We start from the raw sequence: 22,325 nt of genomic DNA, 5'->3' as shown, positions 1-22,325 counted from the left end.
CCAGTGCGGACTCAGATGTAGTAGTACTCCGCCGGGTCGACGGCCGGCTTCGTCTCCTTGACCGCGTCGCGGTGCCGCCACGTGGCAGGGATGCCGGTCACGATCGAGTTTGGCGGCGCGTCCTTGACCACGACGGCGTTGGCGCCCACGGCGCTTCCGGCGCCGATCGTGATGGGACCGAGGACCTTGGCTCCGGCCCCGATCGTGACGCCGTCGCCAATCGTGGGGTGCCGCTTGATCTTGGCGAGGGATCGGCCGCCGAGCGTCACGCCGTGGTAGATCATGACGTCCTCGCCGATCTCGGACGTCTCCCCAATCACCACGCCCATGCCGTGGTCGATGAAGAACCGCCGGCCGATCGTCGCGCCAGGGTGGATCTCGATGCCGGTGAGGAACCGGCCCGCCTGAGAGATGAGCCGTGCGGGAAACCGTAGCTCGGGCTTCTCCCACATCTTGTGGGTGAGGCGATGGATCCAGATGGCGTGCAGGCCCGAGTAGGCCAGGAAGTTCTCGACGTTTCCGCGGGCTGCGGGGTCGTGCGCGCGGGCCGCCTCGAGGTCTTCGAGGAGCCGCGCGTACGTGCGTTTGATCAGTGACACAGGCTTCTTTCTACCGCAGCCCGCCCACAGGGGCGACTTCTAGCCGCGGATGTCGTCGAACAGAACGGTCGAGATGTAGCGCTCGCCGAAGTCGGGGACCACGGCGACGATGAGCTTGCCTTCGTTCTCGGGGCGCTTCGCGAGCTCGAGCGCGCCCCAGACGGCCGCTCCCGAGGAGATGCCGCCGAGAATGCCCTCTTGGGTCGCGAGGGCACGGGCGGTGGCCACGGAGTCCTCGAGCGTCGCGTCGAGAACTTCATCGTAGACGGACGTGTCCAGGACCTCCGGCACGAAGTTGGCGCCAATGCCCTGGATCTTGTGCGGGCCGGGGGCGCCGCCGTTGAGGATGGCGGAGTCCTTCGGCTCGACCGCGACCACTTTGAGGCCTGGCTTGCGCTCCTTGAGCAGCTGGCCGGCGCCGGTGATGGTGCCGCCCGTACCGATGCCGCCCACGAAGATGTCGACCTTGCCCTCGGTGTCGTTCCAGATCTCCTCGCCCGTGGTCGCGCGGTGGATCGCCGGGTTGGCCGGGTTCGCGAACTGCTGCGCCCAGATCGAGTTCTCCGTGTTCGCCACGATCTCCTGGGCCTTCTCGACCGCTCCCCGCATGCCCTCCGAGCCCGGCGTCAGGACGATCTCGGCGCCGTACGCGCGCAGCAGCACGCGACGCTCCGTCGACATCGTCTCGGGCATCGTGAGGATGACCTTGTAGCCGCGGGCTGCGCCGACGAGCGCGAGCGCGATGCCGGTGTTGCCCGACGTGCCCTCGACGATCGTGCCGCCCGGCTTGAGCGCACCCGCCTTCTCTGCGGCGTCGATGATGGCGACGCCGATGCGGTCCTTGACGCTGTTGGCCGGGTTGTAGAACTCAAGCTTGACGGCGACCTCCGCGCCGAGGCCCTCGGTGAGTCGGTTGAGCCGGACAAGCGGGGTGTTGCCGACCAGCTGAGTCACGTCGTCGTAGATGCGCATGGATTTCCTTCGTGTGAAGTGGGGACCGCTCGCAGGGCGAGCGGCGTGGCAGGCCGCGCTCAGCCTAGCTACGCCGCGAAATGAGAGCTAGGAGTCGAGCCACGCCGAGTAATATTTGCGGGCCTTCGCCAGCTTCGGATTGATGATCACGTGGCAGTACCCGGCCTGAGGGTTCTTCGCGTAGTAATTCTGATGGAATTCCTCGGCCGGATAGAACTCGCTCGCGCGCGTCACCTCGGTGACGATCGGGCGGTCCCAGAGCGACTGGTTCCGCACGATGGCGTCCTCGAACAGGACCTTCTCGTCATCGTCCACGTAGAACATCGACGAGCGATATTGCGTCCCCACGTCATAACCCTGCCGATTGGGAGTGGTCGGATCGTGCAGCGCGAAGAACATGTCGAGCACGGTCTCGGCCGGAATGGTGTTTTCGTCGAATGTCACGGCAACTACCTCGGCGTGGCCCGTCATCCCGCTGCACACGCTGTAGTAGTCCGGGTTGGGGAGGTGGCCGCCGATGTAACCGGACACCACCGAGCTCACGCCCTTGGTCTTCTGGTAGACGGCGTCGAGGCACCAGAAGCAGCCGCCGCCCAGGATGAACGTCTTCATGCTGCCTACAATGTCCGGGACAAGCGGAAGATTCCCGAGAGAGGATTGCGCCTAGTGTCTGAGGGACGCCGCACGCCTGAATCCGCCAGCTCCGACGAGCCGAACGAGGCCGCAGAGCCGTCGCCCGCTGAGGGCGCGACCGACACCACGGACGACGGGGCCGCCACGGCTGGCGCTGCGTCCCTCGCCCAGGTGCTCCTCGCCGTGGAGGAGCTGTGGCCCGAGTCGCTCGCCGAGGAGTGGGACGCCGTCGGCCTCGTCACGGGCCGCCCCACCCAAGAGGTCACGAAGATCCTCTTCGCGGTCGACCCCGTGCTCGAGGTCATCGAAGAGGCCACCAACTGGGGAGCGGACCTCCTCGTGACCCACCACCCGCTGCTCCTGCGCGGTGTCCACACGGTCGCGGCCAATACGCCCAAGGGCCGCGCGGTCCATCGGCTCATCGAGTCGGGGACGGCCCTGCTCACGGTCCACACGAACGGCGACAGCGCCGTGGGCGGCGTCTCCGACGTCCTCGCGGACGCCCTCGGCCTCGACAACGTCGAGCCGCTCACCAAGGCCGCCAACGGCCTGCCCGAGGAGGGCATCGGCCGGGTCGGGGACCTCGCGGAGCTCACGAGCCTCGCGGACTTCGCGGAGACGCTGTTCGGCCTCCTGCCGGCCGTCGCCGGGGGAGTGCGTGTCTCGGGCGACCGGGACGGGCTCGTGCGCCGCGTCGCGGTGTGCGGGGGAGCGGGGGACAGCCTCTTCGAGAGCGTCCGCGCCGCCGGCGCCGACGTCTACGTCACCGCAGACCTCCGGCACCATCCGGCTTCGGAGGCGCGTGAGGCCACCCCCGACGGGCGCCCGTACCTCATCGACGTGAGCCACTTCGCGAGCGAGTGGCTGTGGCTCCCCGCGGCCGCGCAGGCCCTCGACAACGTGCTCCGGGACCAGGGCCATGCCGTGGACGTGCGGGTCTCGACCGTGAACACCGACCCCTGGGACTTCATCCTGACGCCGACCGAGGGATAGAGTCGCAGCCACGAACGCACGCCGACGACGTCCAGGAGGAACCATGCCGAAGGCCCCCGCCGCTGAACAGCTCAAGTTGCTGGGCCTTCAGGCCCTCGACGCGAAGCTGCACTCCCTCGACGTGCGGCGAAGGGCCCTCGAATCGGATCCGCGGCTGGGCCCGGCGGCTACGGCGGTTGCGGAGGCGGCCCACGCGGCGCACGAGGCGAACCACGCGGTTCAGTCCGCGGAGGCCGAGCTCAGCAAGGTCGAGCAGAACGTCGAGCAGATCACGGCCCGCATCCAGAAGGACGAGGCCCGGCTCTACGCGGGTGGCCTGTCGAAGGACCTGCAGGCGCTCCAGCAGGACATCGCAGGGCTCACCGCGCGGAAGTCGGACCTCGAGGACACCGAGCTCGAGATCCTCGAGCGGCTCGAGGCGTTGCGCTCCCAGCAGTCCGCCGCCGCCGAGGCAAAGGCCTCGGCCCTTTCCCACGAGGCCGGGCTCCGGGCCGAAATCGACGCGGAGCTGGCGGCCGTCGCCGAGGAACGCACCGCGGTGTCGCGCGAGCGAGCCGACTATGTGGCGGGCGTCGACGTCAGCCTCGTCGGGGTGTACGAGAAGACTCTCGCGCGCCGCGGCGTGGGGGCGGCGCGGCTGTTCCACGGGACGTCTGAGGGCTCGGGCATGGCCCTGAGCCCGGGGGACCTCGCGACCATCCGCGCGGCCTCCGAGGATGAGATCGTGTTCTGCCCAGACTCGGGCTGCATCCTGGTGCGCTCGCCCGAATGGAGCTGACGCACGCGAGCGCCGGGTCTTAGCCCTCCAGGATGAGCGTGAGGGAGTGGGGCCTGCGCGCCGTGCCCTCGGCCAGCTCTGCAGTCCAGCGCTCGTTTGCCGCCGCGAGCAGCGCGGCGGGCGTGCCGGGCGCCTTGCCCCGCCGTGTGAGCAGGTGCCGCACGAATTCGCCGCGGTGGTGCTTTGCGAAGTGGCTCACGACCGTCCGCTTCCCGTTCCGTTCGGTCAGGACGTCCACGGTCACCGTGCGTTCCGGGGGCGGGGCGTACGCCGCGGCGTACGTGCTCGAGCGGCAGTCCACCACGAGGCCCTCGGCCGAGCGTTCTGCGAGGGCGTCCCGCAGGAGCGGCTTCCAGAACGACGCGAGCCGGCCGAGGCCGGGCAGCGCCGTGGACATCGACAGCCGGTACGCCGGTACGGCGTCCGCGAAGCCGACCGCACCCCACAGCGCCGAGACCACTACGATCCAGGCGTCCGCCTTGCGGCGCTGCGCGGGCGTAAGGGACGCGTAGCCGAGCGCCTCGTAGAGGACCCCCGAGTAGACCCGGTGCGCCGGGGCCGCCGGTTCCGTGTGGAGCCGCCGGTTCCGGTCGACGTCGTCCGTCAGCGAGGCGCCGACGCCGAGAGCCTCGAGCGCATCGTGCCGCCCGCTCACCTCCGCGAGGCGCTCCATGACGAGCCGTCGGTGTGCCTCGAGCCCGGGGAAGCTCAGAGTGGCGAGGTCGACGGCGGCGCCCCCGCCCGCGGGGGTCTTGCCCTCGGAGGGCGGCAGCAGGATGAGCACCACGGAATCCTATCGGCCCGGGCGCCCTCCGCTTCGCCGGTACACTGAGAGGCGGATGGGACAACCAGACGGCCGCGCGCCACGCAAGTGGCTCGAGGAACGTCCGGGCTCCGCAGAGCAGGGTGGTGGGTAACGCCCACTCGGGGCAACCCGCAGGACAGTGCCACAGAAAGCAGACCGCCGCCGTGACCGCGCCGTGAGGCAGGGCGCGGCGGTAAGGGTGAAACGGTGGTGTAAGAGACCACCAGCTCCCCGGGTGACCGGGGAGGCTCGGTAAACCCCACTCGGAGCAAGGCCAGACAGGGCGCGATCGAGGGCTGCTCGCCCGAGCGCCCGGGTAGGCCGCTGGAGGGCGTCGGCAACGGCGTCCCGAGATGGATGGCCGTCGCTCCCGCGCCGGCAACGGCGGGGGAGAACAGAACCCGGCGTATCGGTTGTCCCATCCCCCTTGGGCGCCCTGTGGGGAGCCGTGGTCGCGGCTGCTGCGAAATGAGAGTCTGTGAGTGACTTCACAGCCCTCGCCGGCCGTCGGCCCCGCCCCGCCCGTAGAATTGATGGTGAACGTGGATGTTCTGGAGCCGGCTCTGCGATCGCAGTGCCGGCTCTTTTGTGTCCCGCGCCGGCACCAGGCGCGGGGCCAGCGCACGACGGCGTGCGCGACACTGCAGAGAAAGGCACCTGTGTGAGCATGACGGATACCGCCCTCGCTACGTGGATCGGCCGCGAGGCCGCGGCGGAAGAGATGATTCCGCTGATCGGGCGCCTCTACCGCGAAAACAACGTCGTGACCTCGGTCCACGGCCGCAGCCTCATCAACCAGTCCGTGGTCGGCCTCCTCAAGGCCCACCGCTGGGCGCGGCAGATCGACAGCGAGGAGCTCGCCCTCGAGGAGACGCTCCCGATCCTGCGGACCCTCGTCTCGCTTCAGCTCGGCGCCGCCAGCGTCGACATCGCCCGCCTCAACGAGAAGTTCCGGGGCGAAGGCGCGGGGCGCACTCTCGACGAGTTCCTCCGCGCGGAGCTCGCGGACCTCGTGGGACAGCATGGCGCCGATCCTCGCCCCAGCACCGACGTGGTGCTCTACGGCTTCGGCCGCATCGGACGGCTCGTGGCCCGCATCCTCATCGAGCACGCCGGCGGCGGCCACGGCTTGCGCCTGCGCGCGATCGTGGTGCGCAAGGGCTCCGACAAGGACCTCGTGAAGCGCGCAAGCCTCCTGCGCCGCGACTCCGTTCACGGCCCGTTCGAGGGGACCATCACCGTGGACGAGGCGAACAACACGATCCTCGCCAACGGCACGCTCATCCACGTCATCTACTCGGACAACCCGGCGACCGTCGACTACACGCGGTACGGCATCAAGGACGCGATCGTCGTCGACAACACCGGCCGGTGGCGCGACGAGGCCGGGCTGTCCCAGCACCTCGAGAGCACCGGCGTCTCGCGCGTCCTGCTCACGGCGCCCGGCAAGGGCGGACTGCCGAACATCGTCCACGGCATCAACCACGGCGACATCACGGCTCAGGACCGCATCGTCACGGCCGCCTCGTGCACGACGAACGCGATCACTCCCGTCCTCAAGGCGATCAACGACAAGTACGGCGTGGTGCACGGGCACGTCGAGACCGTCCACTCGTTCACGAACGACCAGAACCTGACCGACAATTTCCACAAGGGCGATCGGCGCGGCCGGTCCGCAGCGCTCAACATGGTGCTGACCGAGACTGGTGCGGCGAAGGCCGTCGCGAAGGCTCTCCCGGAGCTCGCGGGCAAGCTCACGGGCAACGCGATCCGCGTCCCCACGCCGGACGTCTCGATGGCGATCCTCAACCTCAGCCTCGAGCGCGAGGCCCCGAAGGACGAGGTCAACGCGTACCTGCGCGACCTCTCACTCCACTCGGACCTGCGGAAGCAGATCGACTACATTGCCTCGCCGGAGGTCGTCTCCACGGACTTCGTCGGCTCGCGGCGCGCGGGAATCGTCGATGGGCTCGCGACGATCAGCACGGGGCGGAACCTCGTCCTCTACGTCTGGTACGACAACGAATTCGGCTACAGCTGCCAGGTGGTCCGCGTGCTCGAGGAGATGGCGGGCGTCAACGCGCCGTCATTCCCGGCCAAGTCGGAGGCCGTTGGCGGCGCCGATGTCCTTTTGGCAACAACTCGGTGATGTCACTGGATTAGCCTCCTGACGCGGAGCAAGATGCAGGATATGGAAGCAACTGAGCACGAGAGCACCCTCGAACACGCACTCGACGTGGCCACGGCGAACGCCAAACAGGCGCGGCTCCTCCTGGACCATGCGAGGGCCAAGCTCGCGGTCGGCGAGGTGACACCCGAGCGGGTCGCGCAGCTCGAAGAACTGCTCCGCATCGCCGAGGAGGACCTCCTCCGGGTGACGAAGGAACAGTAGCGGACGAACGACGGCGAAGGGCGCCGCACCTGGGGTGCGGCGCCCTTCGCCGTGCTCGAGGAAGTCTGTGGCGCTGAGTCGGTGGCTCTGAGGAGAACCCGTCAGTGGCCGAAGGGGTCCGGGTCGACCCCCGGCGTCCACGTGAGGCCCGGGACGCCCCAGCCGTGCTGCTTGGCCGCCTTCTTGGCCTTGCGCGCGTAGCGGTCGGGGAGTTTGTCGACGTAGAGCTTGCCGTCGAGGTGGTCGTACTCGTGCTGCATGACGCGGGCGAACCAGCCCGTTGCCACGAAGTCGAGAGGCGCGCCGTCGCCATCGAAGCCCTGAACGCGTGCCCACTCGGCCCGCTTGAGGGGATAGCTCTCACCCGGGAAGGAGAGGCAGCCCTCCTCGTCCTCCTCGGGATCCGGGGCGGTGCCCGGGACCTTCGAGAGCGTGAGGCGCGGGTTCACCAGGACGCCCCGGGGGGCCACGCCGTCGTCGTTCTCGTATTTGTACACGAAGATCCTCAAGCCCACGCCGATCTGGGGAGCCGCGAGCCCGACGCCGTTGGCGGCGTCGTTCGTCTCGTGCATGTCGGCGATGAGCTCACGCAGCGCGTCGTCGAACTCTGCGACCTCGACGGCCCGGCGGTGCAGCACGGGCTCGCCCCAGATGGTCACGGGATGGACGGTCATGTGCTCCCTCATGCTCGTGCGGAATCAGTGGGTTTCCCAACGCGAGAGGCCGCACGGCGAACCGTGCGGCCTCTTGCGCGGGATGGTCCCGACTTCGGGGTGAGTAACGGGGTTTGAACCCGCGACCTTCTGGACCACAACCAGACGCTCTGCCAACTGAGCTATACCCACCATGGCGCCGCCAGAACACGAGGATTTCCCTCCGCCTGCGCCGGCAACGACAACTAGTCTACCCGCTGTTCACGAGTGCTTTTGCCAATTCTGCGGGGTTGCCGGGACTTTTTCGAGCCCTGCGGCGCAGGTCACACGTCCGTGGTCGACTCTGCGGGCGTTCCGTCGGCGCGAGCCGCGATCCCGCCCGAAATCCGGGCCGAGATCTCCTGGGCCGTGGCCGAATCCGGCCCCGGGGCGGGGACGAACACGGCCTCGCGGTAGTAGCGCAGCTCGTCGATCGAGTCGCGGATGTCGCCGAGCGCGCGGTGGCCACCGGTCTTCGCCGGAGCCTGGAAGTAGGCGCGCGGGTACCAGCGCCTCGCGAGCTCCTTGATCGTCGAGACGTCGATGATGCGGTAGTGGAGGTGCGCGACGACCTCAGGCATGTCCCGCGCGAGGAACATCCGGTCAGTGCCCACGGAGTTTCCTCCGAGCTGGGCCCTGTTCGGCTCGGGAACCCACTGGCGGATATACGCCATGACCTCGGCCTGAGCCGCCTCGAGGGTCATGCCCTTCGGCAGTTCGTCGAGGAGCTTCGACGACGTGTGCATCTGGCGCACAAAGTCGTTCATGCCCGTGAGGGCTTCCTCGGAGGGACGAATGACGACGTCGACCCCGTCGCCCAGGACGGTGAGCTCCGAATCGGTCACGAGGACGGCGACCTCGATGAGGGCGTCGCGGCCGATATCGAGGCCCGTCATTTCGCAGTCGATCCAGACGATGCGTTCAGCATGGTTTGACACCCTGCCAATGTACCCGAGGCCCTCGTCGCGGCCCGTTTGGTGCCGGGCCCCGATGCTAGACTGGGCCTCTCCCGCACTGATCGAAGGGGTGATTCGTGTCCACTCAGCGCCTTGGGCTACCCGGGAGGATTCTCGAGTGGCTGAAGTCGCTGTGGACGGCGCTTCCGCCCATCGGTATCAATCTGCCGCCGCACTGGGCCATCGCCCAGGGATTCGCTGGCTCGCTTCTCATGGTGTTCGGGTCTTTCGGCGTCGGCCGGCTCGCCGACGCCTCGCCGCTCATGCGCAATCCGGTGTTCATCTCGCTGCGCACCGAGACGTGGGGCGTGACAAGCTGCATCCTCGCGCTCGTGTTCGGCGCCATGCTCATGACCCGCTCATGGCTGCGTCTCGGCCAGAGGCTGCGCTATTGGGGGCCCGGGACCATCCGTCCGGTCGCCCTCGCCGTGGCGCTGTGGGGGTTGCCCCTCATGTTCTGCGTGCCGATCTACTCGCGCGACGTCTACGCGTACGCGGGCCAGGGGCGACTCATGGCGGCCGGGCTGAACCCATACACGACGGGCATCTCAACGCTCAACAACTGGCTCGAGCTCGGCACCGATCCGTCCTGGGCCGGGACCCGGACGCCGTATGGTCCGTACTTCCTGTGGCTTGAGCGCCTCGTCGTGCTGATCACGGGCGGCCAGCCGGATCCTTCGGTGCTGCTCTTCCGCGTGCTCGCGCTGGTCGGCGTCGCGCTCTGCGCGTATTACGGCTTCAAGCTCGCGCGGCTGCACGGCGTGGACGGTGCGCGGGCCGTCTGGCTTTCCGTCGCGAACCCGCTGTTCCTCATCAGCTGCATCGCGAGCGCCCACAACGAGGCGCTCATGATCGGGCTCGCCGTCGCCGGTGTCTATTACGCGGCGAACGGCAATTGGCTCGCGGGGATCGTGCTCACCACGGCGTCCATCGGTGTCAAGCCGATCACCGCCGTCGTCCTCCCCTTCATCGGGCTCCTCTGGGCGGGCCCCGGAGCCACGTGGCTGCGCCGGATCCTGTGCTGGGCCGCGACCGGCCTCATCAGCCTTGCGCTCTTCGCCGTGAGCGCGCTCGTGTACGGACTCGGCTTCGGGTGGGTCAATGCGATCGTCGACCCGACGCCTGGCTTCATCGCCTATACGCCGTCAGGGTTCCTGAGCAACATCGTGGCGTCCATCACGAGCCTCGTGGGGCTCGACGGTGGCCGGATCGCCGAGGGCTTCCGGACGGTCGTGAAGTGGATCGGCGTGGGCCTCGCCGCCTGGTTCATCCTGCGAGGCGACGGCCGCAAGGTGGTCCGCCGCCTCGGCCTCGCGTTCATGTTCATCGTGGTGCTCGGGCCGATCATCCAGCCGTGGTATGTCCTGTGGTTCATCCCGTTCCTCGCGGTGACCGGGATCCGCGACAACTGGGAGATCCGCCTGTGGTACCTCACGGTCGTGTTCTTCGTGGTGTTCGGGGCGCAGGACCAGCTCTACGTGTTCACGTTCGTCGACGTGCCGATCGCGCCTGAGCTGCTCGCGGGCGTCACCTCGCTCGCGTTCCTCGCCTACCTCGTGCTCATCGACCCGAAGACGCGGAGGCTCGTGTTCGAACGGCCCGCGCGCCGTCAGGACTTGGCGTCGCGCAGCTCCTGATCGACGGCCGGCGCGCCCTTGCGGCCCAGCCGGACGAGGCGGATGGCCGCCCACACGAACAGGACGACGAGCAGGACGTTACGCACCGAGAGCACGAACGCCATGATCGGGTTGTTGTGGCTCAGTGCGTCGTAGAAGAGCGGGTAGATCACGAAGGTCGCGACCGCGACCGCGAGGAGGAGTCGGGCCGGCACGCGCCACGCGAGGCGGTCCTGTGCGAGTCCGAGCGCCACGACGGGGCCGAGCCACACCATGAACTGCGGCGAGCCCACCTTGTTGAAGACGATGAACGCGCTCACCATCGTGAGGGCGCCAGCGAGGAGGAGCTCGGCGCGGTCCTCGTGGCCGCGCTTCTTGCCTTGGTGGAGCGCCCAGAAGATCACGAGGGCCACGGCAAGGGCGATCAGCACGAACAGAGGCTGCATGAGCGCCGACGCGATGGTGCTGCCCGGGCCGTCCACCTGCATCGAGTTGATCTCGGTGTTCATGTACATGCGGGCGCCGCCAATCCCCAGCACGGACATCCAGAGCCAGGGGGTGGTGAAAGTGGCCTCGAGCTGCATGCCGCGCGAGCCCTGCGTCGTCAGGAAGTCGAGCAGATGGGGGAGCACCCCCAGGGCCGCGGCGATCGCCGTGACGGCCGCCGTGACCACGGCGCCGCCCGCGATCACCTTCCAGCGGTCGCGGACGACGGCGAAGAGCGGCACCAATGCGGCGGCAGGCCACACCTTCATCCACGTCGCGAACGCGAGGATGGCGGCGGAGGCGAACGGGCTCGCGACGCCGAGGCTCAGGCCCATGAGGACGATCGGCGCCGTGACGCCGTCGACCCTGGCGAAGCCGAGAACGCCCATGATTGCGATGAAGAGGAGCCACCACCACGCCGCCCGCACGCCGTCAGGCTTTCTTCCCCAGCCGCTCAGGATGCCGAGCGCCACGCCGTTGAGGATCGACGTCAGAAGGACCCACAGGATGAGGAACGGCCCTGGGCCCGCGAGCCCGGAGATCCAGATCGGGAGGAGCCCGGCGATCGGATAGACCCAGGGGGACGGCTGGAGGTCCTGCGGGAACCCCGCAGCGGACCAGTCACGGTAGATGTTCGTGTCGCTGAACGCTTGGCCTTGGAAGACGAAGACGGACATGAAAACGAGGTAGCCGAGGTGAACCACGAGGAAGCCCGTGAGCAGGCCGCGCGGCGTCAGGAGCCACCGCGTCACCTCGCTCCGCCTGTCCTGGCTCTTGCGGTCCGCGGGGCGGGGGGTCTCGATGGAAATGACGGTCTCCTCGGCGTATCACGGGCCGCGAAGGGCGTGCGCAGCCGCCCGCCAGTCTATCAGCGGGCTCCCGCGGGAGACCTCGCCGCCGAGGCGCTCAGACCCTGCTGATAGCATCGATAAGACGTCACGCCGAGGGTTCAGCGCGCCGCTGCCGCCCGGCGCACTCATTGACATTGACAGTAGGGACTCTGATGCCTCAGCCCCCGGCTGGCAGCAGCCTGAGCGCCTTCAGCGACGCGCGGAAGATCGCGGATCTTCCCGGCGGTGGCCGCGTTGCCGTGTGGCAAGGGGCCATTGCGTCGCTCTGCATGGCAGTAGGCGGCTTGGGCGTGGGCTGGATGGCGAGCGGCTCATCGCTTATCCGCGTCCCCTTCTTCATCGTGCTCCGAGACAACCCGATCATCGTCGTCGTCTGCACAGTGCTCGTGGTCTTCGGCGGCCTCCTGCTCGTGCGGGCATGGCTCCGCCTCGGACAGCGCGTGGGGGAGTGGAACGCCGTCTCGCCCGGGGTGCTGTGCCGGATCGCGGCCCTGTGGTGTGCTCCGCTTCTCGTCACGTTCCCGCTCTTCAGCCGCGACGTGTACGCCTATATCGGGCAGGGACGCCTGATGATGGCTGACCTCGATCCGTACGTTAACGGCATCTCGGCGCTGAACAACTACCACAACCTCGGCCCCGACTCGCTGTGGACCGAGGCGCCGACGCCGTACGGACCGCTCTTCCTCTGGATCGAGCAGGGTGTCGTGTGGCTCAGCGGGGGAAACCTCGAAGTTGCCTTCCTCCTGTTCCGCATCGCGGCCGTGGCCGGGGTCGCGCTCTGCGCGGTGGCCGTGATCGGTCTCGCCCGGCACTACGGACTCGATCCGTCCAGGACGCTGTGGCTCACGGTCGTCAATCCGCTCTTCGTCATCAACTTCATTGCGAGCATCCACAACGATTCGCTCATGCTGGGCCTCCTGCTCGTCGGGCTGCTGGCGGCCGTCCGCGGGAAGCCGATTTCCGCCGTCGTCCTGGCGACGCTCTCGATCGGGATCAAGCCGATCACGCTCATCGCGCTCCCGTTCATCGGGCTCATCTGGGCTGGCCAGCGCGCCGGATGGGGCCGGAAGATCGCGTCCTGGGCGGCAACCGCCGCGATCTCGGGCGGTCTCCTGACGCTCGCCGGGGCCGCCACGGGCTTCTGGTTCGGCTGGCTTCCCGCGATGACGACGTCGGGGACGGTCTGGATCTGGTTTGCGCCGTTCGGCCTCCTCGCGGCCACCGCGGGCGCAGTGATCCAGCTCTTCAACGGACCCGCCGACGTCGTGGCAGAGGTCGTCAAGGCGATCGGACGCGTTGTAGGGATCGCCCTCGCGGCGTGGTTCGTGGTCAAGGGGAGCAGCGAGAAGATCATGCTCCGCATGGCGCTCGCGTTCACCGCTGTCGTGGTGACTGCGGCGATGATCCAGCCGTGGTACGTGACCTGGCTCATGGCGTTCTTCGCCCTGGTCGGCGTGAGCGAGGGGCGCTATCTGCGGTTCTACTACGTCGCGACCCTGTTCTTCACCGTGATCGCGCTGACCGATCAGCTCGACGTCTTCGAGTGGATCCCGATCGTCGTGGTGAGGGCGGTTGCCATCGTGCTGAGCGTCGCGTTCGTCGCGTACATGATGCTGTGGGACTGGAAGACACGGGTGCTCTTTGCTCCCGGCCTGAGGATCGGTCGTCCCCGGACTGCGCGTTAGACTTGCTGGGTTAGCCAGCGCGCTGCGCCCGCCCCAGTAGCTCAGCGGATAGAGCAGGGGCCTTCTAATCCTCTGGTCGGGGGTTCGACTCCCTCCTGGGGCGCTTTGTGCGACGAGTCGGGCCATCCATCGCGGGTGAGTTTGGACGTCGGGGACGCCCCCGGTCTTCGGACCGGGGGCGTCTTTGCTTTGTTCGTGGTCGCTCAGGGCCAAGGCGTCCCTTCGTGTGCATCGTCTCTGGATCCTTTGGCGCGTAGCTCGACCACATTGGCTCGTCCCTCGATCCCTTGACTCGTCACTCGCCCCCTTTGGCTCGTCCCTCCGCCCCCTTTGGCGCGTCACTCGACGAGGACCGCTCGCGCCCTCCGTTTCCCCTCCCCACAACCCGGCTCGGCGTGTCTTCCACATGCCGCATTGAGGCGGTGGTCCCTCCTGCCAGCGGCAGCTGACGCTGGAAATGCCCAGGGCGCAGCCCGTCAGGGGATACCGAAAGCAGAGGGAGGCAGTGATGAGCGAGATCGTCACGGTGCGGGGATTCGTCGCGACGGACCCGAGGACGAATACGACGAATGGCGGGGACATCGTCTCGAGCTTCCGGCTCGCGGCGACCGACAGGCGCTTCGACCGGGAGTCGAGCACCTGGGTGGACGGCCACACCAACTGGTTCACGGTCGTGGGGTTCCGGCAGCTGGCCAGCAACATGTGCGGGAGTCTCAAGAAGGGGCAGCGGGTCATCGTCGTGGGCCGCCTGCGCCTCAAGCAATGGGAAAAGGACGGCCGGATCTATCACTCGGCTGAGGTCGAGGCCGAGTCCGTGGGGCACGACCTCCATTGGGGCTCCGCAAAATTCTCGCGCACGCAGCAGGACGCCCAGCGGGCGGAGCCGTCGGCCCAACGGGTGGCCGTGGACGGAGTTGGCGTGGTGGACCTCCAGACCGGTGAGGTACCGATGGAGGGCTATGACGGCGAGAAGATCGGCGGCGACCCGTCGAGTCCGGGAAGCGAGGAGGCGGACGACGGCGAGGACGGGCGCCCTGGGGACGCTGACGGGATGGGACCAAAGCTGGGTGACGAGTCCGAGTCCGGACCTTCCGCTGACCGCCAGCTGATGTCCGCGTGACGGATCGTCGGCCCATGAGCTCTGGAGGCCCCATGCGACTTCTTCGGCGCCTGTTTCGCACGCCTTCCGGTGTCCAGTTGACTGTCCCGGGCCCGAGGGCCGCTGGCCGGACTGCTGCGGTGCTCGCCGCAGCTCTCGGGTTGCTGGCTCTTGCGCCCCCGGCGCACGCGGCGCCGCCCGCTCCCTACGATTACGCTCACCCCGGCGGGGCGATCCCATCGGGGGAGAACGGCGTGGCCAGCGGGCTCACCTACAACGACTCGGGCCCGCAAGGCTCGGTGTTCAACGCCTCGCTAGGCAGCATGTGGATCAAGGATCCAGCTTCTGGAAGCCCGCTCCGAACGTTCTGCTCGCTGTACGGGACCGCCTTCGGCTCGGCCGGGCCGTGGACCGAGGAATCGCTCACGTCCCAAGGCGCGGCCCGCGTCGCCTGGGTCATCTCGACGTTCGGCGGGAAGAGCCCCGCCGGAGACGCAGCGGTGCAGGACATGATCCACGTCTTCTTCACGAACACCCAAGACCGAGTCCTCAAGATCCTCAACGCCACGCCATCCGGTTCGGCGACGCTCGCCGAGGCCCAGCGGATGTGGGAGGCCTCGGCCCCCTACACGGGTTCGTACCGGACGTCTCCGGCCATCCAATCGGGACCCTCGGGGACCGGAGCGGTGGTCGATACGCACGTAGTCGGGGCATCGGGCAATATTTCGATCCCCGTCAAGCTCACGCTCAGCGGCAACGCGGTCTTCGATTCCACGGGGACAGACACGTACACCGGGACCTCCGGTGACGCGCCCACGTTCCACGTGGTCAACGGTGGCGGCAGCATCTCCGTCTCGCAGACCAGCAGCCCCATTGGCTCCTCACTGCGGCAGTTCTCGAGCCCCGGGAACCAGACCCAGCTAGCGGCAGCGGCTCCAACGGCCGTGTCCGGCTCGGCGAAGAGCGTCGACATCTGGGGCACATTCCAGCCGAAGGCGGGATCGAGCGCGCCCAAGTATGTCAACGTCGGAGGCCTGCTCACGGACGTGCTTCACGTGACGACGGCAGGCCGTGGGGCCGATTGGATCCCGGGTGTGGGCGCGCGCTTCGACGTCGAGTGGTTCTACTACCCGAGCGCGCAGGAGCCCGGGCACTCGGCGCCAGAGGGAGGGGCCTCACTGGGCACGGCCTCTGCTGTCGCTGACGCGCCGGGTGACCTCATTATCCGGGGCCCGAGGGTGGATCAGGCCGGGTTCTACTATCCGATCGCGCGGTTTGCCGTGGCGAACCAGCCTGTTGATCGTCGGCACCACTTCGTTGCGGACTGGTCTGCGGGATTCAACGACCCCGGCGAGCAGTCCGTCGTGAAGTACACGCCGCGGGTGGTGACGAAGACGGGCGAGATCAGCAACGGCACCATCGCCGATGCATTCACGGTCTCCGGGAGCTATCCGGGCCAGCGCCTCAGTGTCGTGTCCGAACTCATCCTGACCAGCGAATGTGCCGCGGGGGAGGGCGCAGACTCGCCTCCGGCAGACGCACAGATTGCCGGGAGGGTCACGACCCAGGTCGCGGGCGACGGAACCGTGACCACCGCGCCGCTGGCCGTGCCGTGGGCGAAGGTCGTCGATCTCTGGGCCGCAGGAAAGGGAGCTTGCCTGAGCTGGCACGAGAGCATCGAGGCCACTGAGACTACTGATGCCTGGCAGGGCAAGTACCTCGTTCCGGCGGAGACGACCGTCCTTGAAAAGCCGACCATCACGACGGAAGCCTCTGGCAACGGAACCGTGCCGGTCGAATCGCGGGACAAGGGCAAGGTCACCGGCACCATTCCGTCCGGTCCGGGTGTGAAGACCGTGACCAAGGTGGAGCAGTACAAGTTCGGTGATTCGACTGATGGCTCCGCGCGAGCGGTCTGTGCCGACCCGTCCTATGCCTCGGATTGGCTGGACGTACTGCCGGGCGCGAGTTCGGTGACCTACCCGACCCACACGATCGAACGCCCCGGGACGTACGGCTATGTCGAGACGCTGAAGGTCATCGTCGACGGGAAGGAGGCGATCCTTCACACCGGCGCCTGCGGAGAGCAGGGGGAAACCGTCATCGCGTTCTCCCCGAGCCCACCCGCGGCACCGCCCTCCTCTGGACATCCGGCGGCCGCGCCATCACCGGGCAAACCCGCGGCACCGGCCGACGTTAGCGGGCCCCTCGTGAACGCCGGCAACGTCGGATCGCCGGCAGGGTCCGCTGATGCCGGGCTCGGTGGCCCCATGGTGCCCCTCGGCGTCGCGGGCGCGGCGTCCGTGCTCGTAGCCGCGTACCTGGGCGTGTCCGCTGCGCTTCGCCGCCGGGCGGAGAGCCGCGAGTCGGTTCGGTAGACGTGCGAAGAGCAAGCCTGAAGCGCGTGCGGCGGCATCGGTTCACCACCGGTGCCGCCGTGTGCCTCGGGGTCTTCGGGGCCGCTCTCATAGCCCTCGCCTTCATGGTTCCCGGTCTCCCGTCTGGGCCAACCCCGAGCAGTCCCGGCGCCGTTCGCGCCGAACCGAATCACGGCGCTGCCGACCCGGAATCGTCCGCGTCGACGATCCGGGTTCCCGACGTAGGGCTTCGTGCCTCTGTCGTGGACACCACGGATCGCGACGGCTATCTCGTCCTCCCGGACCCGCCACACGTTGCCCGGTACGTTCGGACCGCCCCGCTTGGCGCCGAGCGCGGCTCAACGGTCGTGGCGGGACATGTCAACTTCGCGAATGGATCCCTGGCGCCCATGGCGGGGCTGGCCCGCGTTGCCATCGGCTCGCCGGTCTTCGTCACGGATACGCTCGGCGTGGAGTACCGCTATCGGGTCGTTCGACTCCAGAACTCGCCCAAGACTGCCCTCTCGCCGGCCACCTTCGACGCAGACGGCCCCGCACAGCTCATTCTGATGACGTGTGATCAGAACAGCCCACTCAGCGCGATCGGCGGCATCGTCCAATACACAGACAACACGGTCGCCACCGCGGTCCCGTGGCCGTAAGAGACCCCGCGACGTCGCTCCCGGCGGTGCCGGTTCCCCGTGGTGTCGCTTCGGGTTCTGGGCGCTCTCGCGAGGCCCGGGATCTCGGGCAAGGCAGTCCCGGGGTCCCGACCCCGCCAGTCGCGGGGATCTCGGCCTAGGCCGGACTCCCGGTGCTGTCGCGCAGCACCACGCCGCCCCCCACTGGAACGCGGTGGGCGTCGATCAGGGCGGCTTCTGCGGCCGTCCGCCCAATGTCCTCGAGCGGAAGGCGCACTGTGGTGAGGCCTGGGAAGAAGTCCTCGAGCGTGGGGATGTCGTCGAAGCCCGCGACCGTATAGCTGGTGGGTGCTTCGAGCCCCTGTTGCCTCAGCGCCGCGACCACTCCCATGGCCATGCGGTCGTTGACGGCGAAGATGCACAGCCGCGAACCCTCGGAGGCCGCGGCCCGGACGCCCGCCTCGAGGGAGAGGCCGGCCTTGAAGCCGCCGTCCCGGTTGAACGCGGCGCGCGTCACCTCCGCGGGCGCGAGCCCGGCATTCCTCAAGCCCCGCTGGAACCCTGCGAGGCGCAGGTCCGACGTCATGAGGCCCTCGGGCCCCGCGATGACGGCGAACCGCTGGTGCCCGAGACGCGCGAGGGACTGCGCGAGGTCGACGGCGAGGGTCTCGTTCGGAATGTCGATGACGAGGTGGGAGGACGGCGCGTCGACCCGGGCAAAGCCCACTGCGTCGCCCGACCGGTCGCTCGATCCGTCGGCCGTGCGGGTGGAGCGGTCGTCAGGGGACCTCCCCGCGTCGGCGCGGGAGTCGATGAGATCGTGGCCCACGAGGACAAGTCGCCCGCCGTTCGCGAGGTATCGCTCGGACTCGCGCAGGAGCGCCGCGTTGTCCGCATCGTCCTCGGGACGCGACGAGCGGCTGCCGGCGAGGACGATGGCGTCGGTGCGCCGGGAGGTGAAGGCCTCGACGGCGAGTCGCTCTTCGGCCGGTGTCCCCTCGGTGCAGATCAGGAGGAGCGTCTTCCCGAGTTCGCGGGCGGCAGACTGCACGCCTCGCGCGATCGACGAGAAATAGGGGTCTGCGATGTCGTGCACAATGAGCCCGAGGAGCCCCGAGCTCGATCTGGCCAGAGCCTGGGCCTGGGCGTTGGCGATGTATCCGAGGGCGGCCGCGGCCGCACGGACACGCTCCGCGATGTCTGCGCCCGGGATCCTGGAGGACCCGTTCAGGACCCTCGACGCGGTGGCCGGGGACACTCCCGCCGCCCGTGCCACCTCGCTCAACGTCACGGCTGCCATGGGGTCTCCTCCCTTTTCTCTGGCCAGATTATGGCACTTGAAGGCCTCCGGAGGGAATGCGCTTGCCAATGCATCGTGCCGTGCCGCACACTGAAGCGACGGAATGCGCTTTCCACCATGCAAAGCGCCACCACTCGCTCCGGTCATCGGAGACTACGCAAGGAGGCGGCAGTGGCCACCGATACCAGAACCCTCAGAATCGCGATGAACGGCATCACCGGGCGGATGGGATATCGCCAGCATCTGCTGCGCTCGATTCTGCCGCTCCGGGATGCCGGTGGGCTCCTCCTTGATGACGGGACCCGCGTGCAGGTCGAGCCGATCCTGGTGGGTCGCAACGAGGCCAAGCTGCGCGAGCTGGCAGAGCTGCACAAGATCGCAGAGTGGTCCACCGACCTTGATTCGCTCATCGCGGACCCGAGCGTGGACATCGTGTTCGATGCCTCCATGACGAGCCTGCGGGCCGAGACACTGCGTAAGGCCATGCGGGCAGGCAAGCACATCTTCACGGAGAAGCCGACGGCGGAGTCGCTCGAGGAGGCAATCGAGCTTGCGCGGATAGGACGGGAGACGGGGGTGACTGCGGGCGTCGTGCACGACAAGCTCTACCTTCCCGGGCTCGTCAAGCTGCGTCGCCTGGTCGACGAGGGCTTCTTCGGGCGCATCCTCTCGATCCGCGGCGAGTTCGGCTACTGGGTCTTCGAGGGCGAGATCCAGCCGGCCCAGCGTCCGTCGTGGAACTACCGCAAGGAGGACGGCGGCGGGATGACCACAGACATGTTCTGCCACTGGAACTACGTCCTCGAGGGCATCATCGGCAAGGTCAAGAGCGTCAACGCACTCACGGCCACCCACATCCCGTCCCGCTGGGACGAGGCGGGCCGCGAGTACGAGGCCACCGCGGACGACGCCGCGTATGGGATCTTCGAGCTCGAGACGCCGGACGGCGACCCCGTGGTCGGCCAGATCAACTCCTCGTGGGCCGTGCGCGTCTACCGCGACGAGCTCGTCGAGTTCCAGGTCGACGGCACGCACGGCTCGGCCGTCGCCGGCCTGACGAAGTGCGTGGCGCAGCACCGCGCGCACACGCCCATGCCGGTCTGGAACCCGGACCTTCCGGTGACGGAGTCCTTCCGCGACCAGTGGCAGGACGTCCCGGCGAATCGCGAGCTCGACAACGGCTTCAAGCTCCAGTGGGAGGAATTCCTCCGCGACGTCCTGGCCGGACGAGAACACCGCTATGGGCTCCTCTCTGCCGCTCGCGGCGTCCAGCTCGCCGAACTCGGCCTCCGGTCCAGCGCCGAACGCCGCACCGTCGAGATCCCGGAGATCGTCCTGTGACCCAGACAGTCTCCTCGGCTCTCAGCGTCGCACTCCCGACAGCCGACGGCGGCACCCGCCGGCACGAGCTGTCAGCCCCGCGCGAGTGGGCACGCCCGTCGGCCCCCTTCGCCACTCGGAAGGCGTACGCCGCCGCACACGTCATTCCCCCAGTCGGAGCCGACAACACCCCCGGAACGCCTGCATCCCTCGACTGGGAGCGCACGCTGGCATTCCGGCACGAGCTGTGGTCGTACGGCCTCGGCATCGCCGACGCGATGGACACCGCCCAGCGAGGCATGGGGCTGGACTGGGCCGCGACCCGCGAGCTCATCCGCCGGGTCGGGGCCGAGGCGAGAGCCGTCGCGGCGACCGGGCAAGGCGCCACGGCAGGTCTCTCGGTGCGGGATCTCGTCGCGTGCGGAGCCGGAACCGACCAGCTCGACCTCGCCACGGTGCCGGAGGGGCCCGAGGGCGTGCGGCGCGCATTCCACGCGTACCGTGAGCAGCTCGCCACGGTCGAGGATGCCGGCCCGAAGGCCATCCTCATGGCGTCCCGCGCTCTGGCGAAGGCGGCTTCGGGCCCCGACGACTACCTGCGCGTGTACTCTGCCTTGCTCGACGAGGCCCGGGAGCCCGTCATCCTGCACTGGCTCGGCACGATGTTCGATCCCGCCCTCAGGGGCTACTGGGGGAGCGAGGACGTCGCCACGGCAACGAACACGTTCCTCGAGCTCATCGCGGCGCACGCCGACAAGATCGACGGCGTGAAGGTCTCTCTCCTCGACGCCGAGCACGAGACGGCCCTGCGCGCTGCGCTTCCCGCAGGGGTACGGCTCTACACGGGCGACGACTTCAACTATCCGGAGCTCATCGCGGGCGACGGCGAGCGCCACTCCGATGCTCTCCTGGGCATCTTTGCGGCGATCTACCCGGCGGCGTCCGCGGCGCTGCAGGCGTTCGACGCCGGGCGTCCCACCGAGGGGCGCAGTGCGCTCGACGCGACGCGCGAGCTGGGCCGGCACATCTTCAGCGCCCCGACGTTCTACTACAAGACCGGCATCGCCTTCCTGGCCTGGCTCAACGGGCACCAGCCGGGCTTCCAGATGGTGGGAGGTCTGCAGTCGGGGCGGTCGGTGACCCACCTGGCGCGTACCTTCGAGCTCGCCGACCAGGCGGGCCTCCTGCGCGACCCCGTCCTCGCGGCGTCGCGCATGGCGGCGTTCCTGAGCGTGAACGGGGTGGCCCAGTGACCGACTTCTCGCGGCTGTCGCTCAACACCGCCACGACCAAGCGCTGGACCCTCCGTGAGGCCGTGGACGGCTGCGTCCGCGCGGGAATCCCCGCGATCGGGCCGTGGCGGGACCGCGTGCACGAGGCTGGCCTCGACGAGGCGGCGCGCCTCATCCGGGCGGCGGGCCTTGAGGTCTCGTCGCTGTGCCGCGGCGGCTTCCTGACGGCCGCCGATGCCGAGGGGCAGGCCGTCGCCCTCGCAGACAACCGCGAGGCGGTCCTCGAAGCCGAGACCCTCGGCACACGGGATCTGTACCTCGTGGTGGGCGGGCTTCCGGCCGGCAAGCGGGACGTTGTCGCGGCGCGTGCGCGCATCTCGGACCGTCTTGCCGAACTCGCGCCGTTCGCCCGCGAGCACGGCGTCCGGCTGCTCCTCGAACCCCTGCACCCGATGTATGCGGCGGACCGTGCCCTCGTCTCGACGCTCGGCCAGGCCCTCGATCTCGCAGCGCCGTTCGATCCGCAGGACGTGGCCGTCGCCGTCGACACGTTCCACGTGTGGTGGGATCCAGCACTCAGCGAGCAGATCGCGAGGGCAGGGCGCGAGGGGCGCCTCGCGTCCTACCAGGTGTGCGACTTCAACCTGCCGATCGCTGCCGATGCCTTGCTCTCCCGCGGGATGATGGGCGACGGCGTCATCGACTTCACCGCCATCACGTCCTGGGTCCGCGACGCGGGCTACACAGGTCCGATCGAGGTCGAGATCTTCAACCAGGAGATCTGGGACGCCGACGGAGACAAGACTTTGGCCATGCTCAAGGAGCGGTTCGCGGAGCTCGTGCTTCCCTACGCGTAACCCCGAGGCCTTCCGGGCGGCCGCACGGTGCACGAGATGTGAGTTCGACAGGGCGAGCCGA

Annotated in this window: 20 protein-coding genes, 2 tRNA genes and 1 other RNA gene; 14 read left to right on the top strand and 9 right to left on the bottom strand. The window is 68.6% G+C overall.

Annotated features, from left to right (window positions below; translation table 11 throughout):
• Positions 1 to 11: 11 nt before the first annotated feature.
• From epsC to msrA, 3 genes are all read right to left on the bottom strand, one after another.
• The gene (epsC, locus tag E6A26_RS11405; protein WP_136611405.1) at positions 12 to 590 is read right to left on the bottom strand and encodes a serine O-acetyltransferase EpsC; all 579 of its coding nucleotides are present in this window, start codon (positions 588 to 590) and stop codon (positions 12 to 14) included.
• Between the two features lie 48 nt (positions 591 to 638).
• Positions 639 to 1,571 (bottom strand): cysteine synthase A, encoded by a 933-nt coding sequence (gene cysK, locus E6A26_RS11400; RefSeq protein WP_136611323.1) that lies wholly within the window; start codon positions 1,569 to 1,571, stop codon positions 639 to 641.
• An 87-nt stretch (positions 1,572 to 1,658) separates the two neighbouring features.
• The gene (gene msrA / locus E6A26_RS11395; protein WP_136611322.1) at positions 1,659 to 2,183 is read right to left on the bottom strand and encodes a peptide-methionine (S)-S-oxide reductase MsrA; all 525 of its coding nucleotides are present in this window, start codon (positions 2,181 to 2,183) and stop codon (positions 1,659 to 1,661) included.
• Between the two features lie 54 nt (positions 2,184 to 2,237).
• Here msrA and E6A26_RS11390 point away from each other — a divergent pair, with 54 nt between their 5' ends.
• Both E6A26_RS11390 and E6A26_RS11385 read left to right on the top strand, forming a co-directional pair.
• Positions 2,238 to 3,197 (top strand): Nif3-like dinuclear metal center hexameric protein, encoded by a 960-nt coding sequence (locus tag E6A26_RS11390; RefSeq protein WP_136611321.1) that lies wholly within the window; start codon positions 2,238 to 2,240, stop codon positions 3,195 to 3,197.
• A 43-nt stretch (positions 3,198 to 3,240) separates the two neighbouring features.
• Positions 3,241 to 3,975, top strand: a complete 735-nt coding sequence (locus E6A26_RS11385; protein WP_136611320.1) for a zinc ribbon domain-containing protein — start codon at positions 3,241 to 3,243, stop codon at positions 3,973 to 3,975.
• Between the two features lie 19 nt (positions 3,976 to 3,994).
• Here the strand turns inward: E6A26_RS11385 and E6A26_RS11380 are convergent, their stop codons facing one another.
• The gene (locus tag E6A26_RS11380) at positions 3,995 to 4,759 is read right to left on the bottom strand and encodes a YaaA family protein (RefSeq protein ID WP_136611319.1); all 765 of its coding nucleotides are present in this window, start codon (positions 4,757 to 4,759) and stop codon (positions 3,995 to 3,997) included.
• Positions 4,760 to 4,815: 56 nt separating this feature from the next.
• Here E6A26_RS11380 and rnpB point away from each other — a divergent pair.
• The 3 genes from rnpB to E6A26_RS11365 all read left to right on the top strand — a co-directional run bounded on the left by rnpB (position 4,816) and on the right by E6A26_RS11365 (position 7,172).
• Positions 4,816 to 5,205: RNase P RNA component class A (rnpB, locus tag E6A26_RS11375), an RNA gene on the top strand.
• A gap of 242 nt (positions 5,206 to 5,447) precedes the next feature.
• A complete protein-coding gene (locus E6A26_RS11370) occupies positions 5,448 to 6,929 on the top strand; it encodes a glyceraldehyde-3-phosphate dehydrogenase (protein ID WP_136611318.1) in 1,482 nt (493 codons plus the stop codon).
• 33 nt (positions 6,930 to 6,962) lie between these two features.
• Positions 6,963 to 7,172: a hypothetical protein gene (locus tag E6A26_RS11365; RefSeq protein ID WP_136611317.1), complete on the top strand. Its 210-nt coding sequence runs from the start codon at positions 6,963 to 6,965 to the stop codon at positions 7,170 to 7,172.
• Positions 7,173 to 7,273: 101 nt separating this feature from the next.
• Here E6A26_RS11365 and def read toward each other — a convergent pair whose 3' ends face one another.
• From def to orn, 3 genes are all read right to left on the bottom strand, one after another.
• The gene (gene def / locus E6A26_RS11360) at positions 7,274 to 7,846 is read right to left on the bottom strand and encodes a peptide deformylase (RefSeq protein ID WP_136611316.1); all 573 of its coding nucleotides are present in this window, start codon (positions 7,844 to 7,846) and stop codon (positions 7,274 to 7,276) included.
• Positions 7,847 to 7,944: 98 nt separating this feature from the next.
• Positions 7,945 to 8,017 (bottom strand) — tRNA-His (locus tag E6A26_RS11355).
• A gap of 131 nt (positions 8,018 to 8,148) precedes the next feature.
• Positions 8,149 to 8,802 carry an oligoribonuclease gene (gene orn / locus E6A26_RS11350; RefSeq protein WP_136611315.1) on the bottom strand — a complete coding sequence of 218 codons (654 nt, stop codon included), beginning with the start codon at positions 8,800 to 8,802 and terminating at the stop codon, positions 8,149 to 8,151.
• Positions 8,803 to 8,897: 95 nt separating this feature from the next.
• Here orn and mptB (E6A26_RS11345) point away from each other — a divergent pair, with 95 nt between their 5' ends.
• Complete coding sequence (gene mptB, locus E6A26_RS11345) at positions 8,898 to 10,457, top strand: polyprenol phosphomannose-dependent alpha 1,6 mannosyltransferase MptB (RefSeq protein ID WP_136611314.1); 1,560 nt, start codon at positions 8,898 to 8,900, stop codon at positions 10,455 to 10,457.
• Here the strand turns inward: mptB (E6A26_RS11345) and E6A26_RS11340 are convergent.
• A complete protein-coding gene (locus tag E6A26_RS11340; protein ID WP_234865378.1) occupies positions 10,430 to 11,674 on the bottom strand; it encodes a glycosyltransferase 87 family protein in 1,245 nt (414 codons plus the stop codon). The genes mptB (E6A26_RS11345) and E6A26_RS11340 overlap by 28 nt on opposite strands.
• Positions 11,675 to 11,925: 251 nt before the next feature.
• On the opposite strand from E6A26_RS11340, the gene mptB (E6A26_RS11335) reads away from it, so the two are divergent.
• The 5 genes from mptB (E6A26_RS11335) (at position 11,926) to E6A26_RS11315 (ending at position 17,576) form a co-directional block, all read left to right on the top strand.
• Complete coding sequence (gene mptB / locus E6A26_RS11335) at positions 11,926 to 13,458, top strand: polyprenol phosphomannose-dependent alpha 1,6 mannosyltransferase MptB (protein ID WP_136611313.1); 1,533 nt, start codon at positions 11,926 to 11,928, stop codon at positions 13,456 to 13,458.
• A 30-nt stretch (positions 13,459 to 13,488) separates the two neighbouring features.
• A tRNA-Arg gene (locus E6A26_RS11330) sits at positions 13,489 to 13,561 on the top strand.
• A 405-nt stretch (positions 13,562 to 13,966) separates the two neighbouring features.
• A complete protein-coding gene (locus E6A26_RS11325; RefSeq protein ID WP_136611312.1) occupies positions 13,967 to 14,578 on the top strand; it encodes a single-stranded DNA-binding protein in 612 nt (203 codons plus the stop codon).
• 233 nt (positions 14,579 to 14,811) lie between these two features.
• A complete protein-coding gene (locus E6A26_RS11320; RefSeq protein ID WP_136611311.1) occupies positions 14,812 to 16,935 on the top strand; it encodes a hypothetical protein in 2,124 nt (707 codons plus the stop codon).
• A gap of 26 nt (positions 16,936 to 16,961) precedes the next feature.
• A complete protein-coding gene (locus tag E6A26_RS11315; protein WP_136611310.1) occupies positions 16,962 to 17,576 on the top strand; it encodes a class F sortase in 615 nt (204 codons plus the stop codon).
• Positions 17,577 to 17,712: 136 nt separating this feature from the next.
• On the opposite strand, the gene E6A26_RS11310 is transcribed toward E6A26_RS11315, so the two are convergent.
• Positions 17,713 to 18,855: a LacI family DNA-binding transcriptional regulator gene (locus tag E6A26_RS11310; protein WP_136611309.1), complete on the bottom strand. Its 1,143-nt coding sequence runs from the start codon at positions 18,853 to 18,855 to the stop codon at positions 17,713 to 17,715.
• A gap of 204 nt (positions 18,856 to 19,059) precedes the next feature.
• Between E6A26_RS11310 and E6A26_RS11305 the strand changes: the two genes are divergently transcribed.
• The 3 genes from E6A26_RS11305 to E6A26_RS11295 are packed head-to-tail and all read left to right on the top strand — an operon-like array spanning position 19,060 to position 22,264.
• Positions 19,060 to 20,196, top strand: a complete 1,137-nt coding sequence (locus E6A26_RS11305) for a Gfo/Idh/MocA family protein (RefSeq protein WP_407695382.1) — start codon at positions 19,060 to 19,062, stop codon at positions 20,194 to 20,196.
• Positions 20,193 to 21,428 carry a dihydrodipicolinate synthase family protein gene (locus E6A26_RS11300; RefSeq protein ID WP_136611307.1) on the top strand — a complete coding sequence of 412 codons (1,236 nt, stop codon included), beginning with the start codon at positions 20,193 to 20,195 and terminating at the stop codon, positions 21,426 to 21,428. Before E6A26_RS11305 ends, E6A26_RS11300 begins: the two co-directional genes overlap by 4 nt.
• The gene (locus tag E6A26_RS11295) at positions 21,425 to 22,264 is read left to right on the top strand and encodes a sugar phosphate isomerase/epimerase family protein (RefSeq protein WP_136611306.1); all 840 of its coding nucleotides are present in this window, start codon (positions 21,425 to 21,427) and stop codon (positions 22,262 to 22,264) included. The genes E6A26_RS11300 and E6A26_RS11295 overlap by 4 nt, the downstream gene beginning before the upstream one ends.
• The last annotated feature ends 61 nt before the right edge of the window (positions 22,265 to 22,325 follow it).

Origin of the sequence: Sinomonas albida (assembly GCF_004919045.1) — a bacterium.
Taxonomy (GTDB): Bacteria; Actinomycetota; Actinomycetes; order Actinomycetales; family Micrococcaceae; genus Sinomonas; species Sinomonas albida.
The sequence above is the reverse complement of the archived record's forward strand: the minus strand, read 5'-3'. Positions and strand labels throughout refer to the sequence as shown.